This window comes from Sneathiella glossodoripedis JCM 23214 (assembly GCF_000616095.1).
Taxonomy (GTDB): domain Bacteria; phylum Pseudomonadota; class Alphaproteobacteria; order Sneathiellales; family Sneathiellaceae; genus Sneathiella; species Sneathiella glossodoripedis.
In genome coordinates this window covers 47,662-73,878 of record NZ_BAMS01000005.1, presented here as the reverse complement: position 1 = coordinate 73,878, position 26,217 = coordinate 47,662, and the positions used below count along the sequence as shown (strand labels likewise).

Sequence of the window (26,217 nt, the reverse complement as noted above, 5' to 3'; positions counted from 1 at the left end):
CTGATCGTTAGCGAGATTTCACAAGGTCTGTAGACAGTTTTTCAAAGATTACATTGTCGGCATAGAGTTTGGCTTTTTCAAGGTCAGATTGATTTTGAACCGTCCAGGCGAGAAGGGGTTGTTTGTGTTTTCTTTTCCCATTGATTGTCAGGTAATCAATATCGCTAATATCATATCCAATATAATCCGGGTTCACCAACCAGTTAAAGGGCATATGGCGTATCATCAGCCTTTTGAGGCGCGGCAGAGAAGAGGGAGGAGATTTCATCCCCAGTTGTCCGCGGAGTATTTGAGGGGCTTTGCGCGTAAAGCCCCTCAAAATAAATGGATCAAAACTCTGTATACAAAAGTCGCCTTCGTAGTGTTGCAGAAGTTTACAGATAATGCTGACCGCCCGCTCACGAGGTAGCTGAGTTGATTTGATTTCGATAACCAGCGGAACTTGTCCCTGAACAAGCTCAAGAACTTCTGATAATGACGGTATTGAGTCTTTTGTCCCCAGAAGTTGTAACTTATTAAGCTCGCTCAGGAGTTTGCCGGCTAGCTTTCCTTGCGCGCCAGTTAGCCGCATTAGGTCTTCGTCGTGAAATACGACCGGGACTTCATCTCGTGAAAACCTGACGTCGAGCTCAATAGCCAGCCCTTTAGTCATTGCAGCCCGAAATGACGTCAGTGAGTTTTCCGCAATACCGGCATTCAAGTCATGGAGCCCTCGATGCGCAATCGGAGTGCTCACAAGCCAATTTGGTATTTTGCTATATTCAGGCGATTTCAAAAACGGCATCAATTTCTACAGCAACATTCATTGGCAGGGCGTTGGTGCCTACTGCAAAGCGAGCATGGCGTCCTTTTTCACCAAACACGTCTACCATTAAATCGGAAGCACCGTTAATGACTTTTGGTTGTTCCGTGTAGCCATCGACACAGTTTACAAATCCGCCAAGCTTGACACATTTGGTCACCTTGTCCAGATCACCACCGCATGCCGTTTTCAGTTGCGCCAGGATATTGAGGGCGCAGACCCTCGCACAAGCTATGGCCTCTTCGGTGTCAAAATCCTGTCCGACTTTTCCCTGATATTCGAGTTTGCCATCAACAAACGGAACCTGACCCGAAATAAACACAAGGTTTCCTGTAATTGTATAGGGTACGTAATTCGCTGCCGGTGCAGCTGCTTCGGTCAATGTAATTCCCAAGTCAGCCAGTCGTGCATCAATTAGTCCAGCCATTAATTTTTCTCCCGTTTCTAGCTCAGCCACCAGGCGACCACCGCCACCTGCTGAAATACGAATACCTACATTCTTCGTTTGAACATAGTTTAGCAAGGCTTCCTGTCCTTTTTCCCTGCCGTATCCAGATCTTTTTGTTCCGCCAAAGGGTGTTTCAATGCCCCCGGCAAACCATTCGTTGACGAAAACCTGACCTGCAACCAGTTGGTCTGCTGCCCAGTGAGCCATCGCCAGATCACGTGTGTAAACACCAGCACATAGGCCGTAATCTGTGCCATTTGCAAGTGCTATCGCTTCTTCGACATCGTCGTAAGCAAGAACCGCTAGCACGGGACCAAACACTTCTTCCTGTGCAATTGTCATGTCCGCGGTAACATTTGCGAAAACAGTAGGTTCGATGAAATGACCATCAAATCCGTCAGCTTTGCGTCCACCGATTGCAGCCTGAGCACCAGATTGAGCAGCACTCATGCACATTGCTTCAATTTTTGAAGCCTGATTTGCAGAAATAACCGGTGTAATATCATGCCCGTCAATGCCGGGACCGACTGAAAGGGTTGAGGCTTTCGCCACCATTTTTTCGATAACCTGATCATGAAGTTGGCGAGGAACGATCAATCTCGATTGAGCGGAGCACACCTGACCAGCGTTCGAAAATATGCCCGACGCGGTGGAATTGATAACCTGATCTATATCTGCATCTTCGAACATCACACCAGCAGATTTGCCGCCAAGCTCCATCACACAGGGAAGCACACGTTTCGCAGCCGCTGTTAAGATTGACTGGCCGGTCTTGAGTGATCCTGTAAAAACGATGTGGTCTACATCTGAGTGTGACACAAGATAAGCGCCGCAATCATGACCGTATCCACACAGAATATTGACTGCACCTTTTGGAACCCCCGCACGGTGACATGCTTCAGCAATAAAATATGTTGAAAGAGGCGACAGTTCCGGAGATTTAAGAACAACCGTATTAGCAGTGGCCAACGCGCAGGCAACAGACCTAGCAGCGATTTGCAGAGGGAAATTCCAAGGAACGATTTGCGCAGACACTCCGAAAGGAGACGGAATAGTATAGTCCACGTAATCTGCGCCAAGCGGGATCATACGTCCTTCCAGCTTGTCAGCTAAACCACCATAGTAAGTGAAATATCGTGCGGCAGCCAATGCTTCGTTTTTACCGCCTGTGATTGCCTTTCCGTTGTCCAGACATTCAACCAGCGCAATGTCATCTGCCATTTCAGTAAGATGCCGGGCAATTTCAAACATAAGTGCGCCGCGATTGGTCGGGCGCATGTTATAAAGTTCACGGGAATTGAAACAGGCACGGGCCGCTTCTACGGCGCGATCAACATCCGCTTCGCGGGCACGGGCGACTTCTGCAATTGGAGTCGCAGTCGCTGGATTTTCAATCTCAATCCGCGATCCATCCTCGGGGTCCACCCATTCACCGTTTATATAATTTTTCCAATACTTTGTGATGTCTTGCACCATTTTCTCCTTTAGTGGTCGATCCAGCGTCCACGATCCATTATTTTAAAGTATATTATTTCAGAAAATTGACAGTCTTGCCAAGGGTGATTGTTTACATTCAAACAATTTGTTTTCGCTGAATTTTTATCACCTTTTGGTTTTAATCCAATATATAATACCTATATGAGGCGAACCACCATACCGGTTCCTTTAGTTCATACGAAAGCTGAACTATGAAGCATTCAGATATCAGTACATTTTCAGGATGTGCGCACTTTCCCTCCAGTTCGGAAGAGGAAAAGCTTTTTGCATGGCTGATCTCAGCCGGTATGCAGCAAATCACTGTTGATGAACTTCTTAAACAGTTATGTGAAAGGCTCACTGATCTTGGGGTTCATCTGGTGCGCGGTAATATCGCAATGACGACTTTGCACCCTCAAGTGAGTGCGTTTATGTATACTTGGAAAGATGGCAAAGGTATCGTCAGCAATACCCGGTTTCTACATACCGATGAGCCTGGTGAAGGCTGGTTTGCCAGTCCGTTTTTTTACATGTTGGGTCAGGGCGTGAATTTTATGCACCGCCGTCTTGTGGATAATGATGATCTGGATTTTCCGGTCCTTCGGGAATTCAAGAAAGAGGGAATGACGGATTGGTTCAGTCAGGTCTTTGATTTTGGCTGGGGGCATCGCGATGATCGTCTGGAATCTGAATTTGGATTGATTACGTCTTGGGCGTCTGCCCATCCAGATGGGTTTACAGAGCGTGATTTTCAGATTTTGCAAAAAGCAATCCCGTTATTTGCACTGGCCGTAAAAGGGATCGCATCTTTTGAAGTCGCCGGAACAGTACTTCAGACTTATGTTGGGCAGGAAACGGCTCAGGAAGTTTTGTCTGGAAAAATTGTGCGAGGCGCCGCTCGCAGCATGACGGCGGTTTTGCTGTTTGCTGATTTAAAAGGATTTACGCGAATGGCTGATGCTGTACCGCGTGCAGAGATAGTCTCAACACTTGATCAGTATCTGGAACGTATGGCGGATCCGATAACGGATTTTGGTGGCGAGGTTCTGAAATTCATGGGCGATGGCATGCTTGCGACCTTTGTCCTGAAGGAGAGTGAAGAAGCCGATATCTGTAAAACCGCCATGCTGGCAACGCAGACAATGATGAACAGTATCGCCGAGTTAAATGATTTGCGAAAACATCAGAATTTACCAACAGTTGAACTGGATGTTGCGCTTCATATCGGTGAAGTTATGTATGGTAATGTTGGATCCGCCAGCAGGCTCGATTTTACGGTTGTCGGGCCTGCGGTTAATGAGGTCAGTCGGATGGAAAGTCTGTGCGATGCTCTTTCAACGCATGTTGTGTTGTCAGGTGAATTTGTCAAACATGCAACGCATTGCAAGGAGCATTTTGAAACAGCCGGGCTACACGCGTTGCGTGGTGTGAGGACGCCGAAGGAGCTTTACAAGCTCAAGCATGACAGTGCCTATATGGATGCGAGCTATAAAATGATGCAAAGCGCCTGATTTAATTTCGCCGGTTTACCGGCGAAATTTTTTGTCAGCGTACATCGCTTTATCCGCAGATTTCATCAACCCCTCATATGTGCTGTTTTCATCGTAAATGGCTAGACCTAGGCTGGCTGACAGACGCACAGTTTCGCGTTTGAGTTTGACAGTTTTCTCGCAGATCAAGTCTCTTATCTTTGCAGCCCGTTTGAGGCCTTGAGTGGTATCTGCTTTTTCCAGAACAAAGACGAACTCATCACCGCCTAGGCGCGCTACAAAATCAGTATCCCGAAGGTTGGTTTGAAGGAGGCTAGCAAGTTCGCAAAGAATTTTATCACCCGCATCATGACCATGAGTATCATTGACGTCCTTAAAGTGATCCAAATCCAGAAAGCCAACGATCCCGGTATCACCATATCTACAGGCGGAGGAGAGGACTTTTTGCATATGATTTTTTAATCCGCGCCTGTTGGCAAGACCCGTCAGTTCGTCAGTTGTAGACATGCTTTCGAGTTCACGAATACGCATCTGTTGTTCAGCAATATGCTGTTCTGCGCTTGCGGCAAATGCGATAACGCGATCCAGAACATTCCAGCTTAAAGAGGTATCAAGGTCGTCCACAGCACTGGTGTCCCTGATCCTTGAAGCCAGTTCCTCAAGATACGGGGTGATTTCGCCATTTAGAACACCTGTTGAACCAGAGGTGGCAGGTGATTGCATAAATAGACTTCCAGACATTCCTTACTCCTTCACTCATTGCTGACTTTCTAAGTCAACGGGGTGTGATACATGTTCAAGTAATTTCAACTCGTCCTGTAATAAGCAAACGGCATGCCAAAAATTGAAATCTGTAATAATGTTTATGTTTCAATATGTTAAATGATTTTTGGATGTTTTTATTCAGCCTCTGTAATTCGATAGGCGGAAAAATTTTCCTTAAAGCGTGGAATTTTTGCCCTATTTCAAGATTAGGCTTAAAAGTCATTGGCGTGATGCAACTATAACTTTATAGTTGTGCATCAAGGCTGCAATTACCCTTAAACTCAGCCTGGCACAGGAAAGAAGATTGAATGCGATTGTTAAAGAATAGCCTGTTTTTACTAGCGTTTATTGTATCCAGTGGTTTTGGAATGATTGCGAATGCCCACGCGCAACCTTCGTCGCTTGTCTCACATCGGGCCGTGTATGACCTGGCTTTAGCAGATGTAGAAGACGGTGGGGGAGTTCAATCTGCTCGGGGGCGTATTGTCATGGAATTTGAAAATAGCTGCGCCGGGAATATCGTGAACCAGCGAATGTTGGTGGAAATCGGTAATTTGGGCGGGGGAAAAATTGTTTCCGATTACAGCCTATCTACGGTCGAAGACTGAACGGTGAAATGATGAGGTTTTCCGTCTCCAATTCAATTAATGGAAATGTCGTCATGAAAACAGACGGGGTGGCGGACATTTCGGGTGAAAAGGGGATTGTAACCTTTAATGATGAGGAAGGAGGAACTATGGATTTGCCCAAGGGCGTTCTTTTTCCTATTGCTCACACACAAAAAATACTGGCAGCGGCGACTGATGGTAAAAAGCTCCTTTCCGCAAAAGTTTTCGATGGTAATGGCCGCGATGGACTTCAGGACAGCCTTACAATTATTGGAAAAAAATCTTTGAAAATATCTGAAGTGCTTGAAAAAAACGGCATGGGAAGTGAACAGTCCTGGTCAATACAGATGTCTTACTTTGATTTGGGCAGCCAATCAAACGAGCCTGATTATGTGGTTAAGTTCAGGATGTTTGAAAACGGTGTCGGAACTGATCTTCATCTGAAATACAAGGATTTTTCGATGAAAGGTGAGCTTGTCCAACTGGAATTAAACGAAGAAAAACACTGTAAATAATATTCGAAGCGAGCACGACAATCATTCTGATATCCGGGGGGACTGATGCAGACTTTTCTGTCATTTGATGTATCCAACAAAGCTGTTTTTATGCGGCTGCTAAAAAATAAACTACTGGCAATACCCACTTTCGGTTTTTATCGCTTCTGGGGCAAAACACATTTACGCCGTCTGCTTTGGCAATCTATGCGCATCGGAGAAGATCGCCTCACCTACCATGGAACGGCTAAAGAGTTGTTTATCGGGTTTTTAATAGCGATGATCTTGTTGATGATTGTTTTCGGTGTGTTGACATTTGCCCAGAACCTCACTTTTGTTTTTGGCGAAACAGGGGTTGCAATTGGTCAAATTGCCAACGCCTTATTGTTGGTCCTGTTTTGGCAATTTGCAAAATATCGATTGTGGCGCTATCGATTGAGCCGGACTTCCTATCGAACAATTCGCTTCTTTCAATCCGGTTCTGCCCTGAAATATACGTTGAAAGTGTTGTTGTGGGCGATTGCATCAATTATTAGCTTGGGTTGGCTTTACCCGTTAATGCGTTTGAAGTTGACGCAATACCGGGTGAACAACATGGCGTTTGGAGATCAACATTTTCAGTTTGAAGGTAGGGCAGGTCCATTTTATCGGCTTTATTGGCCCGTTGTTATCTCAATTTATCTGTATATCATCGTTCCTTATGCATTTATGGGATTTGTTGGTGACGGCGGACATGTCCTGCCAGATGGCACTACCTTCGTTCAGGGTCCTCTGTCCGTAACGCAGTTGTTCGGTATAAGCGCTGTGCTCCTTATTATATCTGCTTTATTGTGGGTACGGGCACGCGTTGGTGAATATAATTATGTTACGTCACAAACAGTATTGGCAAACGCGCATTTTAAAGCAAATTTGCCAATTGGAAAAATCTTGGTACTTGGCTTCGTCGGGTTGTTAATTATTTGTTTTCTAATTGCGATTGCAATTTTTTGGTTTTACTCTGCATTTTTTTTAGTGACAACAACTGCCAACAGCATGCCAGAAGCATTTCTCGTGAGCTTTGCACTAGTGATTGTCGTGTTGTTGCTCGTTGATGTTCTGATTTTCATGATCTTGTTTATTCCAATAGTCAGGTTGATAAGTGAATATACCTACGTTAGTGATACAGGGGTTTTTAATCAGGTTGCGGCCTCGTCGGTAGACTCTCCAAAATATGGGGAAGGGCTGGCCGATGCGCTTGATGTCGGGGCATTTTAATGATCCGTGGATCTGCAGAATATTTTGACGGAACCAGTGCCCAATCGCAATCTGTAGAAATTCAGGTTCATGCCGATAATTTGGAGATAAGAGACCTTTCAGGTGTTTTGATCGCCGTCTGGTCTATGGATTTGATACGGGATGAAAACATCCCCAAGGAAGATGGACAGCTTTTCCTGTCTTTGTCGGATGCGAGTAATAGTCGATTAAGGGTCAAAGAGCAGATTCTGATTGATGCTATTCGTGCACGTTGTCCAAAACTGTATAAGCGGCGCGGACGGTTGATAAAAAACTGGAGCATGCCCGTTATAGCAACAGCCGCTGTCTTGGCCGGATTGGCTGCCTTCGTCTGGATTGGTATTCCTTATGCCGCGGACCCCATCTCCCGTCTAATCCCGGAAAAGGTCCTTGCAAAAATGGGTGAGGGGGTTGAGGGGCAGATTGTTGAAAGAATTGCACGCGGTAAAAGCCAAGAAGAAGTTATTTGTAGAGGCGCGGGCGCTGAAAAAACACTAAGCCGACTTACCCAGGAATTTACAAAAATTGTGACGGGCGATGAGGCAGGGGCAATTGTGAACTCCATTACCGTAGTTAAAAGCAAGCACGCCAACGCGTTTGCACTTCCGGGCGGGCGAATGGTAATCTTTTCAGGATTGCTTGATAAATCCACCAATGCAAACGCGTTTGTGGGAGTCCTCGCCCATGAATTTGTACATATAAATGAACGGCATCCTTCCAGATTAATGGTATCCAATATCGGTATTGCAGCCTTGCTCTCTGTAGCGTTAGGGGATGTATCCGGCGGTACTGTTGTCGCTGCCTTTGGGCAAATGGCACTTGGGGCATCTTATAGCCGCGAAATGGAAGAAATTGCTGATCGAGAAGCACTGCGCATAATGGATGCATTGTCCTATGACATGAAACCGCTTATCCCATTGCTCAAAGAGCTTGATAAGAAAGTGGCTGGAAATAGTTTTACTGATATTCTGAATACACATCCTGGGATTGAAGACAGAATTTCAATTATTGAGAAGCAAGACCCACAGGAATTCAAGCCCCCAATGTCAGAAAGCGAATGGGCAGCTCTTAAAACTATCTGTCAGAAAAGTATTTAGGTCTTTTTCAGGCCTCGCCCTTTACCGATGGAGGAGGGGCCAAATTTCGCTCGTACTGCATCGATGGCGGTTTCAACCGTTTTGATTTTATTTTTATCGGAATTTAGAAGATCGGGCATGTCTGCATCTTCAATATTTCCAAAGTTACTGACACCAACTCCGATCAGCCTGAATTTCAGTTCGCCATCTGCGACTTTTTCCAAATGCTTGAGGGCTTCTCGATAGATTGTTTCAGCGAGCTGGGTTGGTTGATCAAGACTATGACTGCGAGTAATGGTCTTAAACGCGGCTGTTTTAAGTTTCAGCGTAATTGTTTGACCCGCCTTGTTCGATTTTTTTAATTGATCAGCCACTTTCTCACACAAGGGCCAAAGTATATTTTTCAAAGTTAGAAAATCATCAATGTCCGATGAAAATGTTGTCTCGTTGGAAATGCTTTTTGCTTTCCTGTGAGCCTTTACAGGACGGCTGTCTTGTCCCCGAGAAAAATTATAAAGCCTGCTTCCCATCACCCCATACCGTGCGACCAGCTCCGTTTCTTCACGGTGTTGTAGCTGTCCAATGGTTGTAATTCCGTCAGCGATCAACTTGCTGTTTAACGCTTTGCCGACACCCCATATATCACTAACAGGCCGTGGAGCTAAAAAGGCTGAGGCTTCAGCGCGACCAATTACGGAAAAACCGAAGGGTTTATCAAGATCCGATGCAAGTTTTGCCAGTGATTTATTGTAGCTGAGGCCAACTGAGACTGAAATGCCGATTGTATTTTTGATTTCGCGGGCAAGCCATGCCATGGATTTGGCCGCGCTTCTATGATGAAGTTTTTGTGTGCCTGTTAAATCCAGAAATGCTTCGTCCAGTGAGAGGGGTTCGATAATCGGAGTGAGTTCCTGAAAATATGAGTGTATTTGCTTGCTGACTTCTGCATATACGCTCATACGCGGTTTTATTATTATCCCATTGGGGCATAGTTTTTTTGCTTTGAACAGAGGCATCGCAGAGCGAACACCGTACATTCTTGCGATATAGCAACAAGTGCTGACGACACTGCGCTCTCCATCATAGGCGACAATTACCGGCTTATCTACTAGGTCTGGGTTGTCGCGTTTTTCGACACTTGCATAAAATGCATCGCAATCCATATGTGCGATACTTAATTCATCCAGCTCATCATGCGAAACAAGTTTGGGGGACCGGCACTTTGGACATCTGCTAACAGGGTTAGTTAAGCTGTCAGGCCAATCTGTAAGACAATTTCGACAGAGGGTGCTCATTTTCCCGCCAGATCAGCAAAATTAGTTCCATAACCATGCAGCACCCCGCACGCCTGATGAATCCCCATACTTTGCGGGTACAAATTTTGTCTCCAGTGTATCGGAAAAAGCATATTCCATCCAAAGGCGAGGTACATTTTCATAAATACGTGAAATATTTGACAGGCCGCCTCCACAGACGATGATTTCCGGGTCAATAACATTGATAATCCCTGTTAGTGCCTTTGCCAACCTACGCTCGAATATGCTGATGGTTTTGAGCGCTGCGGCGTCTCCATTTGTTGCCTGTGCTACGATTTCTTCAGCAGACGGGCCAGTTGCACCGACTGAATTGTGTGATTGGCTGAACCCCGGTCCCGAGAGAAATGTTTCAATGCAGCCTTTTTTGCCGCAATAACACTCCGGCCCGGGATGTTCCGTTTGGTTGGCCCAAGGTAGTGGAGAATGCCCCCATTCACCTGCGATAGCATTCCGTCCGGCATGAAGTTTTCCGTTGATTACTAATCCGCCGCCAACTCCCGTTCCCAGAATGATACCAAATACAGATCCAGCTCCCGCTCCAGCGCCATCAGTTGCTTCAGACAAAGCAAAGCAATTTGCATCATTCGCTGTTCGAACAGGTCGATTGATCAAGGCTTCCAGGTCTTTATCCAGCGGATGTCCGATCAGTTCCGTTGTGTTGGCATTTTTTACTAGCCCGCTGTTTGGGGAGATAACACCTGGAATGCCGACACCGACTGTGCCGGTTTCCCCTGTTTTTTGATCAGCCTCTGCAACCAGATCAGCAATGTTTCGCAGAATCGAGCCATAATCTCCACGCGGAGTGGGTTTTCGCGTTCGGAATATTTCCTCACCGGTCTCTGACAAGGCTATAATTTCAGTCTTTGTGCCACCCAGATCAATGCCATATCGCATGGATATCAGGCTCCTTCAATCTCACGCAGTATATAATCTCGCAACTCATCCCAACTATCAAGCCGGGCAGAGCTGTCCTCAGCAGGCCCCAAAAGTTTGGCCAAACGGGTGTCAGCGATAAAATGAAGACGGTGCACATGTCCAGCGTGTTCGCGAACAGAGCCATGATTGTGCGGAATGTCATCAATGAAAAATGCTGGGCAGGACAAATCCTGCGTCAAATGTCTAACCACATGACCTTTTGCGCCTACATTTGCGATCAAGGGAAAATCCATGTTGGCGGCACGAAGGCCTTTTAATCGTTTGTCGGCATATTTGGGGGGGACGTTGCTTAATACAACCACTTGTGCGTATTCGCTTAACTCCGCCAAAATTTCAGCAGCGCCTTCGACGGCGGGTAAGCGTTCCGCGTAGAGGAAAAAGAATTTGTCCAGTAGTTCTGGTATGTGTTCCGCCTCAACCGCGCCGTGATCAGATTTTCGTCTTATATTGCCGCGCAAGGCAAAAGATTTCCAATCGAAATACAGATCATTTTCCTCAAGAAACAGCTCCAGCCCTTGCATAAAGTTGAAGAGTACTTCATCTGCATCTGTCACAATGAGAGGGGTATTTGGGTCAATTGAAACTGAATCAAGTTGCGGGAGAACGTCCACATGAATTCCGGTAGTCATTTGATTAATACTCTCCAACAAAGCCGGGATATAGTGGCCGGATTTTATAAATTATGCTTGGGTCAACATCACAGTTCTGGGCAAAATCAACAAGAATATTTTCATGGCTCAATAAAAAATCCAGAATGCCTGCTAGGATTTCGGGGTTATCCGGTGATTGCCGCAATGACGTCACATCCAATCCTGTTTCTCCCAGCAGCCAAGAAATTCTTTTTTCATCTGAGAGCAGATAGGTGACGGCTTTGAGGGATATTATGTCTGCCTGTTCCTGATTCATGGTTAATTTTTATCAATTCTCGTGAGTGGGAGTAACTTAATGTTAAGTTTATAGCTGTTTAGTGTGAGAGGATATTACCATTTTTGTATTTCAATTTGGTTTTCTTGTTTTTTTGTGGCTGTAGCGCGGTTAGATAAAATGCGTTACTGTCTCTTGGGGGATGAATAGCAGGCCATGTTGCATGGGAAAGTAGGGCAGTAGAACGATGAATTCTGAAGGAAAGAAAACAGTTCTAATTGTCGAAGACAACGAACTAAACATGAAATTATTCCATGATTTGCTGGAAGCCCATGGCTATGCAACCCTGCAAACCAAAGATGGAATGGAAGCACTGTCCCTTGCAAGAGAGCACAAACCTGATCTGATACTCATGGATATCCAATTGCCAGAGGTTTCGGGTCTTGAAGTGACCAAATGGATAAAAGAAGACGAAAATTTGAAGTCAATTCCGGTTGTTGCGGTTACGGCTTTCGCCATGAAAGGGGATGAAGAAAAAATCCGCGAAGGTGGCTGTGAAGCCTATGTGGCAAAACCTATTTCCGTTGAGAACTTCATCAATACCGTTAAAGGGTTCCTAGATTAATCGATGTCAGCACGAATTCTTGTAGTTGATGACGTAGTACCTAACGTAAAAATTCTCGAAGCAAAGCTTTCGGTCGAATATTACGATGTAATAACTGCGTATAATGGTCCAGATGCTTTGGAGCTTGCTCGAGACAAGTCTCCGGATCTGATTTTGCTTGATGTTATGATGCCGCAAATGGACGGTTTTGAAGTCTGTCAACGGCTTAAAAAAGACGCGAAAACAGCACATATTCCAGTTGTAATGGTAACAGCGCTTAGTGAAACAGCTGACCGCGTTCAAGGGCTTGAGGCGGGAGCAGATGATTTTCTAACCAAGCCGGTTGACGATGTGGCCTTGTTTGCAAGGGTTAAATCGTTGCTGCGGTTGAAAATGATGATGGATGAATTCCGTCTTCGCGAAGCGACCAGTTTCGACCTGGGCGTTATTAACCCAGATGATGAAGAGAACACGAACGCGATCCGGGGGCGTATTTTGGCCGTGGATGACAATGAGTTTTCCAGCCAGCAACTGATGCAAATTTATGGTGACCAGTATGATCTGACGATCGAAAGTAACATGGATGAAGCGCAAGTCCTCTCGCGAGGTGGAGATTTTGATCTCGCCGTCGTTAGCCTTGGGTCAACGAGCTTCGATCCATTGCGATTCTGTTCGCGGGTCCGAACCTTTGAAGAAACCCGCCAGTTACCTATTCTTACGCTTGTTGATGAAGCTGATACTGATAAACTGGTCAAAGGTCTGGAGCTTGGTGTTAATGACTATGTCATGCGCCCAATCGACAAGAATGAGCTAATTGTCAGAACCCGCACGCAAGTGTTGCGCAAACAATATCAGGACCGGCTACGTCATAATTATCACCGCAGTATGGAACTGGCTGTTACCGACGCGCTTACAGGATTGTACAACCGGCGATATATGACAAACCATCTGGAAACGCTCCAGAATAATGTGATGCAGGACTTCAAGCCTGTATCTCTGCTGATTATGGATATTGACTTTTTCAAAAAGGTAAATGATACCCACGGTCATGATATCGGCGATGAGGTGCTTAAACAGTTCTCGAGCCGTATGATTAAAAGTGTGCGCGGTATTGATCTGGCCTGTCGCTATGGCGGTGAAGAATTTGTCGTTGTCATGCCAGATACAGATCTCGCAGTTGCGCTGGGTGTGGCGGAGCGTTTACGGCGTGAGGTTGCTGAGGAGCCTTTTGTAATATCTGGTGCAGATCTGTCCCTCGATATTACCTGCTCAATCGGTGTGGCTATGTCCAGTCAGGGAGAAAGTTCCGAAGGCTTGATAAAGAGAGCGGATGAAGCGCTCTACCAAGCGAAGCGGGATGGGCGAAACCGTGTAGTTACCGCAACATGAAAATTTACGGACAGACCTTTCCCGCATAAAAGTGGTGGAAATATAGAATTTCGAACAGGAGTTCTATGAAGTACAAACGACAAAACCCCAGCAAATGCTAGGGTTAGTCACTTCGCAAAAATCAGAAGTTCAGTTTAAATAAACTGAATTACTTGATTTTAGCTTCCTTGAATTCAACATGTTTGCGCGCAACTGGATCGTATTTGCGCATAACCATTTTTTCAGTCAGTGTGCGAGGGTTTTTCTTGGTTACGTAATAGAAACCAGTACCAGCAGTGCTGACAAGTTTGATTTTCAACGTGGTTGGCTTAGCCATGCCAGAAACTCCGTCTTTCGACTGCGTCATGCAGAAGAATAAATAATTGAAGCCCGAAAAATACGGATTTAGCCGACCAAGTCAAGCATAACAGTTATTTTTCCCAAGGTTTTTTATTTAGCCGCAGCATAGCTTGTTTTTTTAGTCATTTCGCGCAGCGTCAGGCAGACAAAGAGAAGGCAAATTACGACGAATACACCCGGCATTCCGTAAGAATCTGAAAGTTTCATCGCATAGCCGCCAACTGCTGGGCCTGCAAGACTGCCAACGCCCCACAAAACGCCTGCTGTTGCGTTGGCTGTTATGAGTTCGGCCCCGACAAATTGCCGCCCCATGATGACGAGCGCCAAGGTATAGGTGCCGACTACTGCACCGCCCCAGATGACAAGTGAGGGCCATAGGATATACTGTGTTGTTATCAGGAAGGCAGAAGAATTGCACCCGTTAGTCCTAACAGACCGCATACGAGAATAATTGGTTTTTCGCCAAATTTATCAGCCAGCCAGCCTATGGGAAATTGCAATAAAATATTGCCTGCCAGCAGTGTGCTGGTCATCAGTACCGCCATTCCTTCGCTCATTTCATGCCGAACACCATAGACCGGCAGCAAGGTGAGGATGGTTCCGTCGAAAAAAGATAAAAGTAAGGCTGCAGCACAAATCAGGGGCGCTATTCGGATGAAAGAAAAAACGGAAAAGCTGCTTTGCCCTTCAAATTTTGGGTAGTTTCTTCCCGCGAAAAGAAACACAACACCGGCGGAGGCTACTATCAGGCTGGCAATTACAAAGGGCTTCGTTCCTTCGGTTCCCAGAAAGTTGATCAAAATCGGACCGGAGGCAAATCCCATTGTCAGGATCGTGACATAAAGGCCAATTATCTTGCCGCGGTTTTCATCACTGGAAACCTGATTGATCCAGGTTTCAGCAATCAGAAAAAGAATCGACATACCTACACCGATGAGAATGCGCAGAATAAACCAGTATATCAGGTTATCATCGAGCGCGAGGCCGAAGATGGATCCGCTGCATAAAATCAGGGAGAGCCACAGGAGAGGGCCAGAGCCAAATATTCGTGTCAGACGCGGCACTACAGGTGATACAAATATAAAGGCTAAAGCGGGCAGAGCGCCCATTAAGCCGATAATATCTGCACCAACATCCCTTCGCTCAAGAGCGAGTGAAACAAGTGGTATGGAAAGGCTGAGGGAGAGCCCCATTGCCGTGACGGCGGCAATTATTATGATTATTGATTTTCTCGGGCTCATGCTTCATGACCTGTTTCTTAGCCCCTCGTAACCATTGCCTTGCCGTTTCGATAAGTGAAAAGTGGAGGGACGGCCGGTGGTCGCGACGGGTTTGCTAACCTGTTTTTTAGTTCAATAAGTACAAACTCGGTAACATCAACGAGTGGCATCGCCAAAGCGTCTTCAATGGGAAACCATTGTAAGTGTAGCAACTCACCTGAACCAGCTAAACTACCGGAACTGTGATCCGCATCAACCATTAAAAAACGCGTGTTGAAGCGGATCGGGTTGTGAGCGGGCGTTATGGCCCGTGCCAAATAGTCGAGGCCCGACAGATCCGGTTTTATGAACTGATCTTCGCTCTGCCCAATTGTCAGCCCGGTTTCCTCAAAAGTCTCGCGAACAGCGGCGCAACCAATCGCATGCGCCTTGTTCCCCGGCTGTGAAAGTTGGTGTGCAACTGACTCTTTAAGCGGTTTAAGTGCGGGCATCCTATGATCGCTCGCGTCAACGCGCCCACCGGGAAAGACGAAAACATTAGGAAGAAACCGATGTGCTTTTGCGCGCTTGCCCATCAGAACTCTGATTTGGCCTGCTTGCTTTCTGTATAATACAAGGCTTGCCGCGTCACGCGGACGTACGGCGGCTTTAACGGATAGTTTCATGCTCATTCGGTCGTAAATACCCGTTTGCCGTTGACCATCTTGAACAATTTGACAGGATGAAGTGCCGTTTTCTTTGGCGGGTTTCGTAAATACCCTTCTACTTCATTTAGAACAAATTCAGTGATGGCAGGAATTTCCAGATCACGTGCCTCTTCTAGGGTTACCCATTTCATATCCAGTAATTCGTCAGACCCACCAAGTTCGCCTTCAATTTCATTGCCATCATAGACAAAAAACCGGGTGTTAAATCGCTTTTTCCGCATGGGTGGAGTGACAGCACGAACAATATAGTCGAGTTCAGATAGATCCGGGCCGCAGGTAACTGTGCCAAACTCATTCCACACACTTACTTTCGATCGTCTTGGTTTGTCATAATTTGCGGCTATTCTCAGGCCAGTTTCTTCAAAAGTCTCCCGAATTGCTGCTATGGCCAGTGCTCTTGCTCGCGCTGGGCTGCATCCCCCGCGACATAAACGCTCCAAGACGTCGGGGCAAAGGTCTTTAGCGGGAATAATTCTTGAATCGCCTGCATCTACTCGGCCACCTGGAAAGACATATGTATTTGGCATGAAGCTGTGGCGGGCGCTTCTCTCGCCCATCAGGATTTCGGTGCGTGACCCAGAATTGCGGTATATTATGATCGTTGAAGCGTCTTTGGGCCTTGGGGCTTTTGAGCCATCTTTTCGGTTTTCGGCAATGACACGTTTTTTTGTTGTTTCCATAAGAGCTTTTCCTGTTTTTAGACAAGAATGCCCTTATTAACGCGTGAAGTCCAGTAGTTGGACGTCAAACGGATTAATCAGTCGATTTGTTGAGCAGTATAGCCATCTTTTTCCGGATTGAATCCGTGCATTTCCTTCGCCCATTGAATGCCAATCAATGCGCCTTTTATGGGCGGTAATAGTAAAAATGACATGAGTGTTGCAACTGGCATCCAGATCACAAGCTGTACCCAGTTTGCTGGGCTGTATAACTGCTCAACAGTCAAAATGCCGGATACAACGAAGTGCAGGACGATTAGCATGGTGAAGTAGGGCGGGGCATCGTCTGCACGTTGATGGTGCAGTTCAAGCCCACAGTGGTCACAGCTATGCCGGACTTTTATGTAACCTTTGAAAATCTTACCCTCGCCGCAGGCAGGGCATTTACATTTCAAACCATTTACGAAGGCTGTACCGAGAGGTCGTTCCTGTCTCATGAGTCTCCACCACATCTTGATTGGGGGACGAATATAGCAAATTTTAGTATGTTGTCGTATGAAATCAAACTCATGCGACACTGTGCCGCAAGCTCTTTTCTTAACCGTCTTTCGAGTTTTTCTTTTTCAGTAATGCCTTTTTACGCGCTTTAGGCATCGTTTTCTTTCGCGACTTTTTGGCTGTTTGTGGCGCTCTCGGTGATTTGGCTGATCGAGAGCCCCTCTGACTGCGTTTTTTGTTTATCCGTGACTTGTAGGCGGGGTTCTCATCACCGTCTTCGACGGTAACGATCATACTACCTGTTGTTATATCTACTTCCTGAAGTCGAACCATAATTCTGTCGGCCAATCGAAAGGTTACGCCGGTGCGCTCACCAAATAGCGTATGGCGGTCCTGATCATAAATAAAGAAATCATGGCCGAGCGTAGAGATAGGGGCCAATGCATCCGCACCAGTTGGTTCTAACGATACAAACAAACCCGCCCGGGTGACACCTGTGACTTTAGCTTCGAAAATTTTATCAACCTGATTGGCGTGAAACACAGCTGTAAAACGATCGAGTGTTTGGCGCTCCGCGACCATAGCGCGTCTTTCCAGATTTGAAATCTGCTCACCGATTTGATCAAATTGATCTGCCTGATCGTCAGAGAGGCCATCAGTTCCAAATCCGTGAGCAGAAATTAGACTGCGATGGACCAGCAGGTCGCATAACGCCGGATTGGGGATGTGAAATGCGCATAGTTCTTTAGGTTGAGCCCGAAGTGATGTCTGTTATCGGGGCTATACACTGCCTGAGACTGAGATCTGAGGACCAATGCGCTGACCAGTTCTTTATCAGTTTCCGTCTTTGCCTGGGCAAGGATATTATTGAAAGTAGAGGTTTTTAAGACTTGCCCTTTCGCAAAACTGATATCCATATCACCTAGAATCTCATGCAACCCTTCAAGTTTGTCCCTGTCAGGTTGTTCATGAACGCGGAACATGCAAGGGCTTTTCTTGGCAATCAGTGTTTCGGCTGCGCAGACATTTGCCTGAATCATGAATTCTTCAATCAGCATGTGAGCCGTAAATCGATGCTTCTTGCCGACTGATTTTATAAACCATCCTCGTTCAGTTCAATTTTCCTCTCTGGCAGATCAAGATCAAGAGGTTCACGTTTGTCTCTGGCTTTTTTAAGAACTGCGTAAGCTGCAAATAAGGGATCAATGACTGACTCTTTTAGGGGCTCGGTTTGCGTATCCGGGTGTCCGTCATGCGCTGATTGAGCCTGTTCATATGTAAGAGAGGCAACAGAATTAATCAAAGAGCGCATAAACTCGTGTCGCACCTTATTTCCATGCTTGTCAAAAGTCATTCTGACCGCCATGACGGGCCGGTCAACTTTCTCATGCAAGGAACACAAGTCACTGGAAAGTTCATGGGGAAGCATTGGAACAACCCGATCTGGAAAATAGACTGAATTGCCCCTTTCCAAAGCACTTCGATCAAGCGCAGAACCAGTGGTCACATAATGGGCCACATCTGCGATCGCGACGATAATCTGCCAACCATCAGGATTGTCCGTGCTCTTATCCGGTGCCGCCCAAACAGCGTCATCTCTGTCTCTTGCATCTGCTGGGTCAATGGTAACTATTGGTAAATGACGCAGGTCTGTGCGATTGCCAAGCGTGACTGGTTTTGCATTTAGGGCTTCACGGACCACATCGTCATTAAATTCATAAGGAATGCCGTGGGTGTGAATAGCGACCATGCTAATTGACCGCGAGTCGCCCATTGGACCCAGACGCTCGGTAATTTTTCCTTCCGGTAATCCAAACTGCCGCCCCGGAAGTAATTCACAAACAACAACTTCGCCGCTTTGCGCATTCATTGAATGCTCATCCAGAACAATGATCTCTTTTTTGTTTTTGCGATCTGTTGGCTGAATGCGACCATTGGCTCCTGTTTTGGTGTAAACGCCAAGGACAGGACCACTTGTCGCTTTCAAGTGCCGTATAACACGTCCATCATAGTTGCCATTTGGCTGACGATACGTTTTTAACAAAAGCCGATCACCTACAGCAGGTGCTTTGATCTTTGTCCGGCTTTTGCGATCAGTTTGCACATATATAATCGGGGCAGGAGCGTCACTATCCCATTTAACCGGTTTCGCTATTGCCTCACCATTATCATCAATGCGGGCGACATCAGCGATCAACACGGATGGAAGCGTTCCTGCCGGATTTACAGAGCGACGATGGCCTTTTTCCAGAGTTCCATCCTCGATCAATTCTTTGAGAATCTGTTTGAGATAAATTCTGTCGGAACCTTTAATACCAAAAGCTTTGGCAATTTCACGCTTGCCAACAGGACCTTCACTTTTTTCAATGAAGGTCCGAATTTCTTCTTTGGTTGGCAACTGGTTTGGCGCTGGTGTTTTGCGTTTCACAATACCTGTTTCTGCGGATATATCCGCGATAAATCAATCTTTAGCAGTGGACTTCTTGGATGCAGTTTTCTTCGCCGGGGCCTTTTTCTTTGCCGCTGGTTTCTTTTTGGCAGCAGCTTTGGCTTTTTTGGGCTTCTTACCAGTTTTTTCCGCTCGCTCAGCCAGCAATTTTACGGCTTCTTCGAGCGTAATGGTCATTGGGTCTGAGCCTTTGGGTATTGTCGCATTAATACCGCCATGTGTTACATATGGACCATAGCGTCCGTCTTTTACGTTTATATCTGCACCATCGTCAGGATGGGCGCCTACAACACGTAAGGGGGGCGCAGCCCGTCCGGCACCGCGTGTTTTGGATGCAGCCAGAAGCTCAACAGCCCGGTTCATCCCCACTGTGAGAACTTCCATTCCGCTGGAAAGTTTTCCATATTTTTTATCACATTCCACATATGGACCATAGCGACCAAGATTAGCCGTAATCATAGATCCAGTTTCCGGATGAGGGCCGATTTCGCGGGGGAGAGAAATTAACTGCAGGGCTATTTCCAAATCGACATCTTCAATCATAATGTCTTTTGGAATAGACACCCGCTTCGGTTTTTTCTTCGGTTCAGCCTCACCAAGTTGCAGGTAGGGACCGTATGGGCCTTTCCGCAGACTGATCTCAAGTCCGCTCTTTGGTTCAATACCGAGAATTCTGGGGCCATCATCCTGCGTGGCTTCCGCTTCTTCCTCTGTAGCGCCCAGTTGGCGAGTGTATCGACAATCGGGGTAATTGGAACAGCCAATAAACGCTCCGAAACGACCAGTTTTAAGACTGAGTCGACCGTCGTCACATTTCGGGCATCCCCTTGGATCTTTTCCATCTTCACGTGGTGGAAAAATATGGGGACCCAATACCTTGTTCAGCTCTTCCAGAACATCACTGACACGCAGTTCGGCTGTCCCTTCTACGGACAGGTTAAAGTCATTCCAGAAATCTCTTAAGACTTGTTTCCAGTCTACTTTCGCGTCAGAAATATCGTCCAGACGTTCTTCAAGCTGAGCCGTGAAATCATATTCGACATAGCGCGTGAAAAAAGAGGAAAGGAACGCTGTTACAAGCTGTCCTTTGTCTTCAGGGATAAAACGTTTCTGATCAAGCTTCACGTAGTCGCGATCCTGAAGAACCGAGATGATAGAGGCATAGGTCGATGGGCGGCCAATACCCAATTCTTCCAGCTTTTTGACCAAGCTGGCTTCAGTGTAGCGAGGGGCGGGTTCCGTGAAATGCTGATCTTCGCGGACTTCGGAAGTTGTCATCCGGTCTCCTTCTTCTACAGCCGGAAGTCTTTTTCCATCCTTTTCATCGTCGGAATCGTCTCGACCCTCTTCATACAGTTTGAGAAAACCCGCAAAGCGAACCACGCTGCCCGTAGCGCGCATGATTTGGCCAGCGCCATCGGCGAAATCGATTGTTGTGCGTTCAAGCTGAGCACTTTCCATCTGACTTGCGATGGTGCGTTTCCAGATCAACTCATAAAGTTTAAGATGTTCTGCATCCAGATATTGTGCCATCATTTTTGGGGTTCGGCGCATATCTGTCGGGCGGATTGCTTCGTGGGCTTCCTGAGCGTTCTTTGATTTGGTCTTATATTGACGGGGCGACTTGGGAACAAATTTCTCTCCATATTCGCTAGCGATTACTTCACGGCAAGCGTGAATAGCTTCACCGGCAAGAGTGACTCCATCGGTACGCATATAGGTAATCAGGCCAGTCGTCTCACCGCCAATATCAAATCCTTCGTAAAGTTTCTGTGCAGCCATCATGGTTCGCTTGGCGCCGAAGCCAAGTTTGCGTGATGCTTCCTGCTGGAGGGTAGAAGTTGTAAAAGGTGGAGAGGGGTTTCTTTTGGCAGGTTTCTTGGTAACTGACTGGACCGAGAAACTACCATTTCTAACCTTCTCACCAGCTGCTTTTGCTGTGTCTTCACTAGGCAGAGAAAATTTTTCAAGCTTCTCACCTGAAAGCTGGGTCAGACGGGCCGTAACCACGTCCCCATCAGATGTGTTGAAATCGGCATCAATTGTCCAGTATTCCTCGGGCACAAAGGATTCGATTTCCAATTCACGCTCACAGATAAGACGAAGCGCTACAGACTGCACCCGACCTGCGGATTTTGCGCCTGGTAATTTGCGCCAAAGAACGGGGGAGAGCGTAAATCCGACCAAATAATCAAGTGCCCTGCGTGCCTGTTGCGCGTTGACAAGGTTCATGTCCAGCTCACGTGGATTGGCAATCCCATCCAGCACAGCCTTCTTTGTAATTTCATTGAAAACGACGCGGCTGACTTTGGCGCTTTTCAGCTTCTTTTTTTCTTCCATTACCTTGAGCACATGCCAGGCAATGGCTTCACCTTCGCGGTCAGGGTCAGTAGCTAAATAAAGGTTTTCTGCATCCTTCAGGGCATCCGCAATTGCTTTGATGTGCTTTGCTGATTTCGCATCATTCTGGTAATCCATCGCGAAATCTTCGTCCGGCTTAACCGACCCGTCTTTTGAGGGAAGATCGCGAATATGACCATATGAGGCGAGAACCGTATAGTCCTTGCCCAGATATTTATTAATGGTTTTTGCTTTTGCCGGGGACTCAACAACGACTACATTCATTTAGGACACCGCAGGTTCGTTCTGGTTTATGCCCTCTCTTATCATAGGGCCATGGCCATATATAGAGAGGCTATTCGATCAAGGAAACTCTGTTTCCAAAATGGCGTTCTAGTCTGCCTGCAAGCTCCAGTTCAAGTAAAATCGTTAAAACTGATGTATAAGAGCAGTTTGTGTGGTGGACAATATCACTGATGGGACAGGGCGTTGGTCCCAATAGAGAAAAAATTTCATCTCTGCTGTTTTGGTCGATTGTTTCAGTGTTTGGCGCGTGCTGAAACAGGGGAAGGGCTGAATCGCCCTCCTCTCGCATAGGACTTTGAATGATCTGACGCAAGGCATCAACAATTTCTGATGCAGATTCAACAAGTTGCGCGCCGTTCCTGATTAAATTGTTGGTGCCTTTCGCTCTTGGATCCAGTGGGGATCCGGGAATTGCGAAAACGTCTCTCCCCTGTTCCAATGCCATGCGGGCGGTAATTAGTGACCCGGATCTTGGTGCCGCTTCCATGACCAAAACTCCAACGGATAGACCTGAAATAATTCGGTTTCTTCTTGGAAAGTGGCGAGCTTGTGGTTGAGTGCCAAGAGGTTGCTCTGCGATGACGCAACCCTGCTCATATATCATTTGTTGCAGTTTTTGATTCTCTTTTGGATAGGAGATATCGACACCGCCTCCGACAACAGCGATTGTACCGTTCACAAGAGCAGCTTGGTGAGCTGCGGCATCAATGCCGCGGGCCAATCCTGAAGAGATGACAAACCCTGCCTTTCCCAACTCTTCCGAAAATCGTTCTGTAAGGCGGAGAGCCACAGCAGAGGAGTTTCTTGATCCGACAATTGCAATACTGGGCTTCGCCAAGAGATGACTATGGCCGATTATGCTCAGAACCGGCGGCGGGTCGTGTATTTGACGTAGGGCAGCAGGATAAGCCGGCTCACAACTGCAGATCAATTGGCCGCCAAGTTTTTTTAGCTTTCTGTATTCATCTTCTGTCGCTTTTTTCGCAAATATTCTTGGTGCTCTTTTCGCTCCGCCCTTGGCTGCGAGTTCAGGAATTTGTTCAATAGCAGAAGCCGCTGAACCGAATTTTTCCAGCAATTGGTGAAAACTGATGGGGCCAATATTCTCCGACCTGATAAGTCGCAACCATTCAATTTTTTCTTGTTCTGTGAGCGCGCGCGTTTCTTTCATTCTTTGATTTTGAAGAAACGAAAATCCCGCGTCAATTGAAAATAAAAATATTATTTATTCTATAGGTAGAAAATTGTCGATTTATTTCTTACCAATTCTTGGCTCTTCGCCTTTCAACAGACGCCGAATGTTCTCATGATGCCGAATGAACACGAGGACAGCCATGAAAATTGACAATTCAATACGCTGCAGATCGCCATAAAAAATAGCATCGTCAAAAGGTGTTTGCGAAAGGATATACAGATAAACAGGTGATAGAGCGGCGGCAACCAATGCAGATAGGGACGAAATTCTAAGCAACAGCGCAACGGCAAGCCAGGTTAGGGCCGCGCCAAGTCCTGCAGGCCAGGAAATTGCGAGCATTACGCCCAGAAAAGTTGCAACACCCTTACCACCTTTAAATTTTAACCAGATTGGAAACAGGTGGCCTAAAAATGCACCGCCCCCAGCAAGAACAGCGTAATCCTGCGTCAAATAGGCGTTGGCGATTATAACCACCACAGCGCCTTTCCCCCCATCCAGTAGAAGGGTTGCCAAGGCAAGTGCCTTATTTCCGGTTCGAAGAACATTAGTTGCACCAATGTTGCCTGACCCAATTTTCCGAACATCTCCGAGTCCAGCTAGGCGTGTAAGGACAAGCCCAAAGGGTATTGAGCCAATAAGATAGCCAATGAGTGCCGCCGCAAAAAACGGCCAGGTAAAGCTGATATCCCCCAATGGATCTGGCATTTTTAATCCTTATATTCGAATACCGGATTTCCTTGAACCCAGGTTTTGAGAACTCTACCCTGCAATAGGTGCCCGTCAAAAGCAGTATTTTTTGATTTTGAAAGTAAATTGCTGCCGTCGACTTTCCACGGTTTGTTGAGGTCAAACAAACAAATATCTGCCGACTTGCCCGGCGCTAGCGAACCTGCGTCAAGTCCCAGTAGTTTTGCTGGAGCAACAGTCATACTGCGCAGGAGAGAGAGCAGTCCAATTTGTTCGTTATGGTACAGCCGCAAGCTGACGGGGAGCATAGTTTCCAGCCCAATGACGCCAGGTTTTGCCTGAGCAAATGGCAGCCGCTTGCTGTCTGCACTTTGCGGTAAGTGCTGAGAAGAAATTACATCAATTGTGCCATCGGCAATCGCTGCCACAACGGCCATCCGGTCTTCCTCGGTTCTAAGTGGGGGTGAGACACGGGCAAAGGTCCTGTATTCACCGACTTCAAGATCATTCAGAGCATGATAGTGAGGTGCAGTACCGGCTGTTACATTAATCTGCTGGTCTTTTGCGCGCCTGATAGAATTAAGCGCGTCTGCTGTGCTTAAATGGGCCGCATGCCACCTGGCACCTGTCATTGCAACAAGACGTATATCCCGCTCGACCAGTATGGCTTCGGCCGCTGCAGGGATGGATTTCAATCCCATGAAAGTGGCGGTCCGCCCGCCAGTCATCATTCCGCTGCCTGCAAGGTAGGGCTCTTCTGCATGCACAATAATTGGTTTTTCAAACATTGTGCTGTAGGCGAGGGCCCTTCGCATCAGGTTGATGTCATTTATTGCATATTGACCATCACTAAATGCGACTACACCTGCTTCTGAAAGCAGGCCAAGTTCCGCCATTTCAAGGCCTTGCAGCCCTTTTGTAAGGGCTCCTGTAATTGCGATATTAACCGGACAGCTAACTGCAGCGCGCCGCCTGACCATTTCAACTAAAGAGGGGTCATCAATGACGGGTTCTGTTGCTGGAAACGCATTGATGGTTGTAATTCCACCTGCCGCTGCCGCGAGGCCTGCTGTTTGCATGGTTTCGCGGTGTTCTTTTCCGGGCTCACAAAGGTAGGCGTGAGCATCAACCAGACCCGGGATTAGACAGTGGCCACCACCATCCTCAATCTCACAGCCTTCAGGCATTTCATCAGCCTTGATATGCTCTCCCCAGTCGAGAATTTTTCCAGCCTCGATGAGGACACCGCCCACAGTGTCTGTATCAGTTGCGGGATCAAGCAGGCGGACATTGACGATGGCATGTTTTTTATTGCTCATGACTGGTCCCCGCGAGAAAGTAAATCAAGGCAGGCCATACGAACTGCGACACCCATTTCCACTTGTTCGTTGATCAAGCTTATATTTAAGTCATCAGCAATTTCCGAATCAATTTCCACGCCTCTGTTCATTGGCCCCGGATGCATGATCATGACATCATCGCGAGCAACAGACAGCTTTTCTTTATCAAGGCCGAAATAGTGAAAATATTCGCGAATTGAGGGAACGAATGCTCCTTGCATGCGTTCGGTTTGCAGGCGCAGCATCATTACAATATCTGCGTCTTTCAGGCCTTCTTTCATTGAATGGTAGACCTCAACGCCAAGTGTTTTCGCATTCGAAGGAATGAGTGTTGTTGGGCCAACAATCCGAACACGTGCACCCATTATATTCAGAAGAGCAATGTTTGATCTGGCTACTCGGCTATGCAGAATGTCGCCGCAAATTGCAACGGTAAGGCCTGCAAGCTTGCCCTTATGGTTTCGAATGGTAAGTGCATCAAGTAAGGCTTGTGTTGGATGTTCGTGGCTGCCATCACCAGCATTAATAACCGCGCAGTCAACCTTTTGTGCCAAAAGGTGAGGGGCTCCTGAATCCGAATGGCGAATGACCAGTACATCCGGGTGCATCGCATTGAGCGTCATGGCCGTATCAATGAGGGTTTCCCCTTTTTTCACGGAACTGGAGCCCACAGACATATTGATAACGTCTGCGCCGAGCCTTTTTCCTGCCAACTCAAAGGATGTTCGGGTTCGAGTGGAATTTTCAAAGAAAAGGTTGATCTGGGTTCGCCCCCGTAACAGAGAATGTTTCTTATCACCGGCGCGGGATTTGCTCACATAACCTTCAGCGACATTCAAAAGCGTATCGATATCGGCAGCGCTAAGGCGTGCAATATCGAGTAAATGCCGATGGGCAAATCTTGTTTCATCAATATGTGTCATTAAAGGGGCATTAT

At 46.8% G+C, this 26,217-nt stretch carries 28 protein-coding genes; 7 read left to right on the top strand and 21 right to left on the bottom strand.

Annotated elements, in window-relative coordinates; genetic code table 11:
- Nucleotides 1-7 precede the first annotated feature (7 nt).
- Together JCM23214_RS16050 and JCM23214_RS21415 are read right to left on the bottom strand one after the other, a co-directional pair.
- Nucleotides 8-784 (bottom strand): glycerophosphodiester phosphodiesterase family protein, encoded by a 777-nt coding sequence (locus JCM23214_RS16050; RefSeq protein ID WP_025899825.1) that lies wholly within the window; start codon nucleotides 782-784, stop codon nucleotides 8-10.
- Nucleotides 762-2,726, bottom strand: a complete 1,965-nt coding sequence (locus tag JCM23214_RS21415) for an aldehyde dehydrogenase family protein (RefSeq protein ID WP_084264895.1) — start codon at nucleotides 2,724-2,726, stop codon at nucleotides 762-764. The genes JCM23214_RS16050 and JCM23214_RS21415 overlap by 23 nt, the downstream gene beginning before the upstream one ends.
- Nucleotides 2,727-2,938: 212 nt before the next feature.
- On the opposite strand from JCM23214_RS21415, the gene JCM23214_RS16040 reads away from it, so the two are divergent.
- Complete coding sequence (locus JCM23214_RS16040) at nucleotides 2,939-4,237, top strand: adenylate/guanylate cyclase domain-containing protein (protein ID WP_025899823.1); 1,299 nt, start codon at nucleotides 2,939-2,941, stop codon at nucleotides 4,235-4,237.
- A gap of 15 nt (nucleotides 4,238-4,252) precedes the next feature.
- On the opposite strand, the gene JCM23214_RS21410 is transcribed toward JCM23214_RS16040, so the two are convergent.
- Nucleotides 4,253-4,957 (bottom strand): GGDEF domain-containing protein, encoded by a 705-nt coding sequence (locus JCM23214_RS21410; protein WP_051548220.1) that lies wholly within the window; start codon nucleotides 4,955-4,957, stop codon nucleotides 4,253-4,255.
- Nucleotides 4,958-5,289: 332 nt separating this feature from the next.
- Between JCM23214_RS21410 and JCM23214_RS26145 the strand changes: the two genes are divergently transcribed.
- The 4 genes from JCM23214_RS26145 to JCM23214_RS16015 are packed head-to-tail and all read left to right on the top strand — an operon-like array spanning nucleotide 5,290 to nucleotide 8,452.
- Nucleotides 5,290-5,589, top strand: coding sequence for an EipB family protein (locus tag JCM23214_RS26145; RefSeq protein WP_025899821.1), 300 nt, complete (start codon nucleotides 5,290-5,292; stop codon nucleotides 5,587-5,589).
- Nucleotides 5,590-5,597: 8 nt separating this feature from the next.
- Complete coding sequence (locus tag JCM23214_RS16025; protein WP_025899820.1) at nucleotides 5,598-6,104, top strand: EipB family protein; 507 nt, start codon at nucleotides 5,598-5,600, stop codon at nucleotides 6,102-6,104.
- A 45-nt stretch (nucleotides 6,105-6,149) separates the two neighbouring features.
- Nucleotides 6,150-7,337, top strand: a complete 1,188-nt coding sequence (locus JCM23214_RS22830; protein WP_025899819.1) for a YjgN family protein — start codon at nucleotides 6,150-6,152, stop codon at nucleotides 7,335-7,337.
- Complete coding sequence (locus tag JCM23214_RS16015) at nucleotides 7,337-8,452, top strand: M48 family metallopeptidase (RefSeq protein ID WP_025899818.1); 1,116 nt, start codon at nucleotides 7,337-7,339, stop codon at nucleotides 8,450-8,452. Before JCM23214_RS22830 ends, JCM23214_RS16015 begins: the two co-directional genes overlap by 1 nt.
- On the opposite strand, the gene JCM23214_RS16010 is transcribed toward JCM23214_RS16015, so the two are convergent.
- The 4 genes from JCM23214_RS16010 to JCM23214_RS21395 are packed head-to-tail and all read right to left on the bottom strand — an operon-like array spanning nucleotide 8,449 to nucleotide 11,589.
- Complete coding sequence (locus JCM23214_RS16010) at nucleotides 8,449-9,726, bottom strand: DNA polymerase IV (protein WP_025899817.1); 1,278 nt, start codon at nucleotides 9,724-9,726, stop codon at nucleotides 8,449-8,451. The genes JCM23214_RS16015 and JCM23214_RS16010 overlap by 4 nt on opposite strands.
- 21 nt (nucleotides 9,727-9,747) lie before the next feature.
- Nucleotides 9,748-10,641 carry an ROK family protein gene (locus JCM23214_RS16005; protein WP_025899816.1) on the bottom strand — a complete coding sequence of 298 codons (894 nt, stop codon included), beginning with the start codon at nucleotides 10,639-10,641 and terminating at the stop codon, nucleotides 9,748-9,750.
- A 5-nt stretch (nucleotides 10,642-10,646) separates the two neighbouring features.
- Nucleotides 10,647-11,312, bottom strand: a complete 666-nt coding sequence (locus JCM23214_RS21400) for a hypothetical protein (RefSeq protein ID WP_025899815.1) — start codon at nucleotides 11,310-11,312, stop codon at nucleotides 10,647-10,649.
- A 4-nt stretch (nucleotides 11,313-11,316) separates the two neighbouring features.
- On the bottom strand, nucleotides 11,317-11,589 hold the full coding sequence (locus tag JCM23214_RS21395) for a DUF3572 domain-containing protein (RefSeq protein ID WP_025899814.1): 273 nt from the start codon (nucleotides 11,587-11,589) through the stop codon (nucleotides 11,317-11,319).
- Nucleotides 11,590-11,794: 205 nt separating this feature from the next.
- On the opposite strand from JCM23214_RS21395, the gene JCM23214_RS15990 reads away from it, so the two are divergent.
- Nucleotides 11,795-12,172 carry a response regulator gene (locus JCM23214_RS15990; protein ID WP_025899813.1) on the top strand — a complete coding sequence of 126 codons (378 nt, stop codon included), beginning with the start codon at nucleotides 11,795-11,797 and terminating at the stop codon, nucleotides 12,170-12,172.
- Nucleotides 12,173-12,175: 3 nt separating this feature from the next.
- Complete coding sequence (locus tag JCM23214_RS15985) at nucleotides 12,176-13,540, top strand: PleD family two-component system response regulator (protein ID WP_025899812.1); 1,365 nt, start codon at nucleotides 12,176-12,178, stop codon at nucleotides 13,538-13,540.
- Between the two features lie 148 nt (nucleotides 13,541-13,688).
- On the opposite strand, the gene rpmG is transcribed toward JCM23214_RS15985, so the two are convergent.
- The 14 genes from rpmG to JCM23214_RS15925 all read right to left on the bottom strand — a co-directional run bounded on the left by rpmG (nucleotide 13,689) and on the right by JCM23214_RS15925 (nucleotide 26,203).
- Nucleotides 13,689-13,856 (bottom strand): 50S ribosomal protein L33, encoded by a 168-nt coding sequence (rpmG, locus tag JCM23214_RS15980; protein WP_025899811.1) that lies wholly within the window; start codon nucleotides 13,854-13,856, stop codon nucleotides 13,689-13,691.
- 113 nt (nucleotides 13,857-13,969) lie between these two features.
- Nucleotides 13,970-14,206 (bottom strand): hypothetical protein, encoded by a 237-nt coding sequence (locus JCM23214_RS15975; protein ID WP_025899810.1) that lies wholly within the window; start codon nucleotides 14,204-14,206, stop codon nucleotides 13,970-13,972.
- Nucleotides 14,207-14,274: 68 nt separating this feature from the next.
- A complete protein-coding gene (locus JCM23214_RS15970) occupies nucleotides 14,275-15,120 on the bottom strand; it encodes an MFS transporter (protein WP_025899809.1) in 846 nt (281 codons plus the stop codon).
- A gap of 17 nt (nucleotides 15,121-15,137) precedes the next feature.
- Nucleotides 15,138-15,770: an NUDIX hydrolase gene (locus JCM23214_RS15965; RefSeq protein WP_025899808.1), complete on the bottom strand. Its 633-nt coding sequence runs from the start codon at nucleotides 15,768-15,770 to the stop codon at nucleotides 15,138-15,140.
- Nucleotides 15,767-16,486 carry an NUDIX hydrolase gene (locus tag JCM23214_RS15960; protein WP_025899807.1) on the bottom strand — a complete coding sequence of 240 codons (720 nt, stop codon included), beginning with the start codon at nucleotides 16,484-16,486 and terminating at the stop codon, nucleotides 15,767-15,769. Before JCM23214_RS15960 ends, JCM23214_RS15965 begins: the two co-directional genes overlap by 4 nt.
- 77 nt (nucleotides 16,487-16,563) lie before the next feature.
- A complete protein-coding gene (locus JCM23214_RS21390; RefSeq protein ID WP_199899677.1) occupies nucleotides 16,564-16,962 on the bottom strand; it encodes a DUF983 domain-containing protein in 399 nt (132 codons plus the stop codon).
- 100 nt (nucleotides 16,963-17,062) lie between these two features.
- Nucleotides 17,063-17,545 carry a S1 RNA-binding domain-containing protein gene (locus tag JCM23214_RS22825; RefSeq protein WP_051548219.1) on the bottom strand — a complete coding sequence of 161 codons (483 nt, stop codon included), beginning with the start codon at nucleotides 17,543-17,545 and terminating at the stop codon, nucleotides 17,063-17,065.
- A 98-nt stretch (nucleotides 17,546-17,643) separates the two neighbouring features.
- On the bottom strand, nucleotides 17,644-18,060 hold the full coding sequence (locus tag JCM23214_RS26140; RefSeq protein ID WP_267879429.1) for an RNB domain-containing ribonuclease: 417 nt from the start codon (nucleotides 18,058-18,060) through the stop codon (nucleotides 17,644-17,646).
- The gene (locus JCM23214_RS26135; RefSeq protein WP_051548217.1) at nucleotides 18,057-19,391 is read right to left on the bottom strand and encodes an RNB domain-containing ribonuclease; all 1,335 of its coding nucleotides are present in this window, start codon (nucleotides 19,389-19,391) and stop codon (nucleotides 18,057-18,059) included. Before JCM23214_RS26135 ends, JCM23214_RS26140 begins: the two co-directional genes overlap by 4 nt.
- Before the next feature lie 33 nt (nucleotides 19,392-19,424).
- Nucleotides 19,425-22,037, bottom strand: a complete 2,613-nt coding sequence (topA, locus tag JCM23214_RS15945; RefSeq protein WP_025899806.1) for a type I DNA topoisomerase — start codon at nucleotides 22,035-22,037, stop codon at nucleotides 19,425-19,427.
- 70 nt (nucleotides 22,038-22,107) lie between these two features.
- Nucleotides 22,108-23,229, bottom strand: coding sequence for a DNA-processing protein DprA (gene dprA / locus JCM23214_RS15940; protein WP_025899805.1), 1,122 nt, complete (start codon nucleotides 23,227-23,229; stop codon nucleotides 22,108-22,110).
- An 81-nt stretch (nucleotides 23,230-23,310) separates the two neighbouring features.
- Nucleotides 23,311-23,958, bottom strand: a complete 648-nt coding sequence (gene plsY, locus JCM23214_RS15935) for a glycerol-3-phosphate 1-O-acyltransferase PlsY (RefSeq protein WP_025899804.1) — start codon at nucleotides 23,956-23,958, stop codon at nucleotides 23,311-23,313.
- A gap of 2 nt (nucleotides 23,959-23,960) precedes the next feature.
- Nucleotides 23,961-25,259: a dihydroorotase gene (gene pyrC / locus JCM23214_RS15930; protein ID WP_025899803.1), complete on the bottom strand. Its 1,299-nt coding sequence runs from the start codon at nucleotides 25,257-25,259 to the stop codon at nucleotides 23,961-23,963.
- Nucleotides 25,256-26,203, bottom strand: a complete 948-nt coding sequence (locus JCM23214_RS15925) for an aspartate carbamoyltransferase catalytic subunit (protein WP_025899802.1) — start codon at nucleotides 26,201-26,203, stop codon at nucleotides 25,256-25,258. Before JCM23214_RS15925 ends, pyrC begins: the two co-directional genes overlap by 4 nt.
- Between the last annotated feature and the right edge of the window lie 14 nt (nucleotides 26,204-26,217).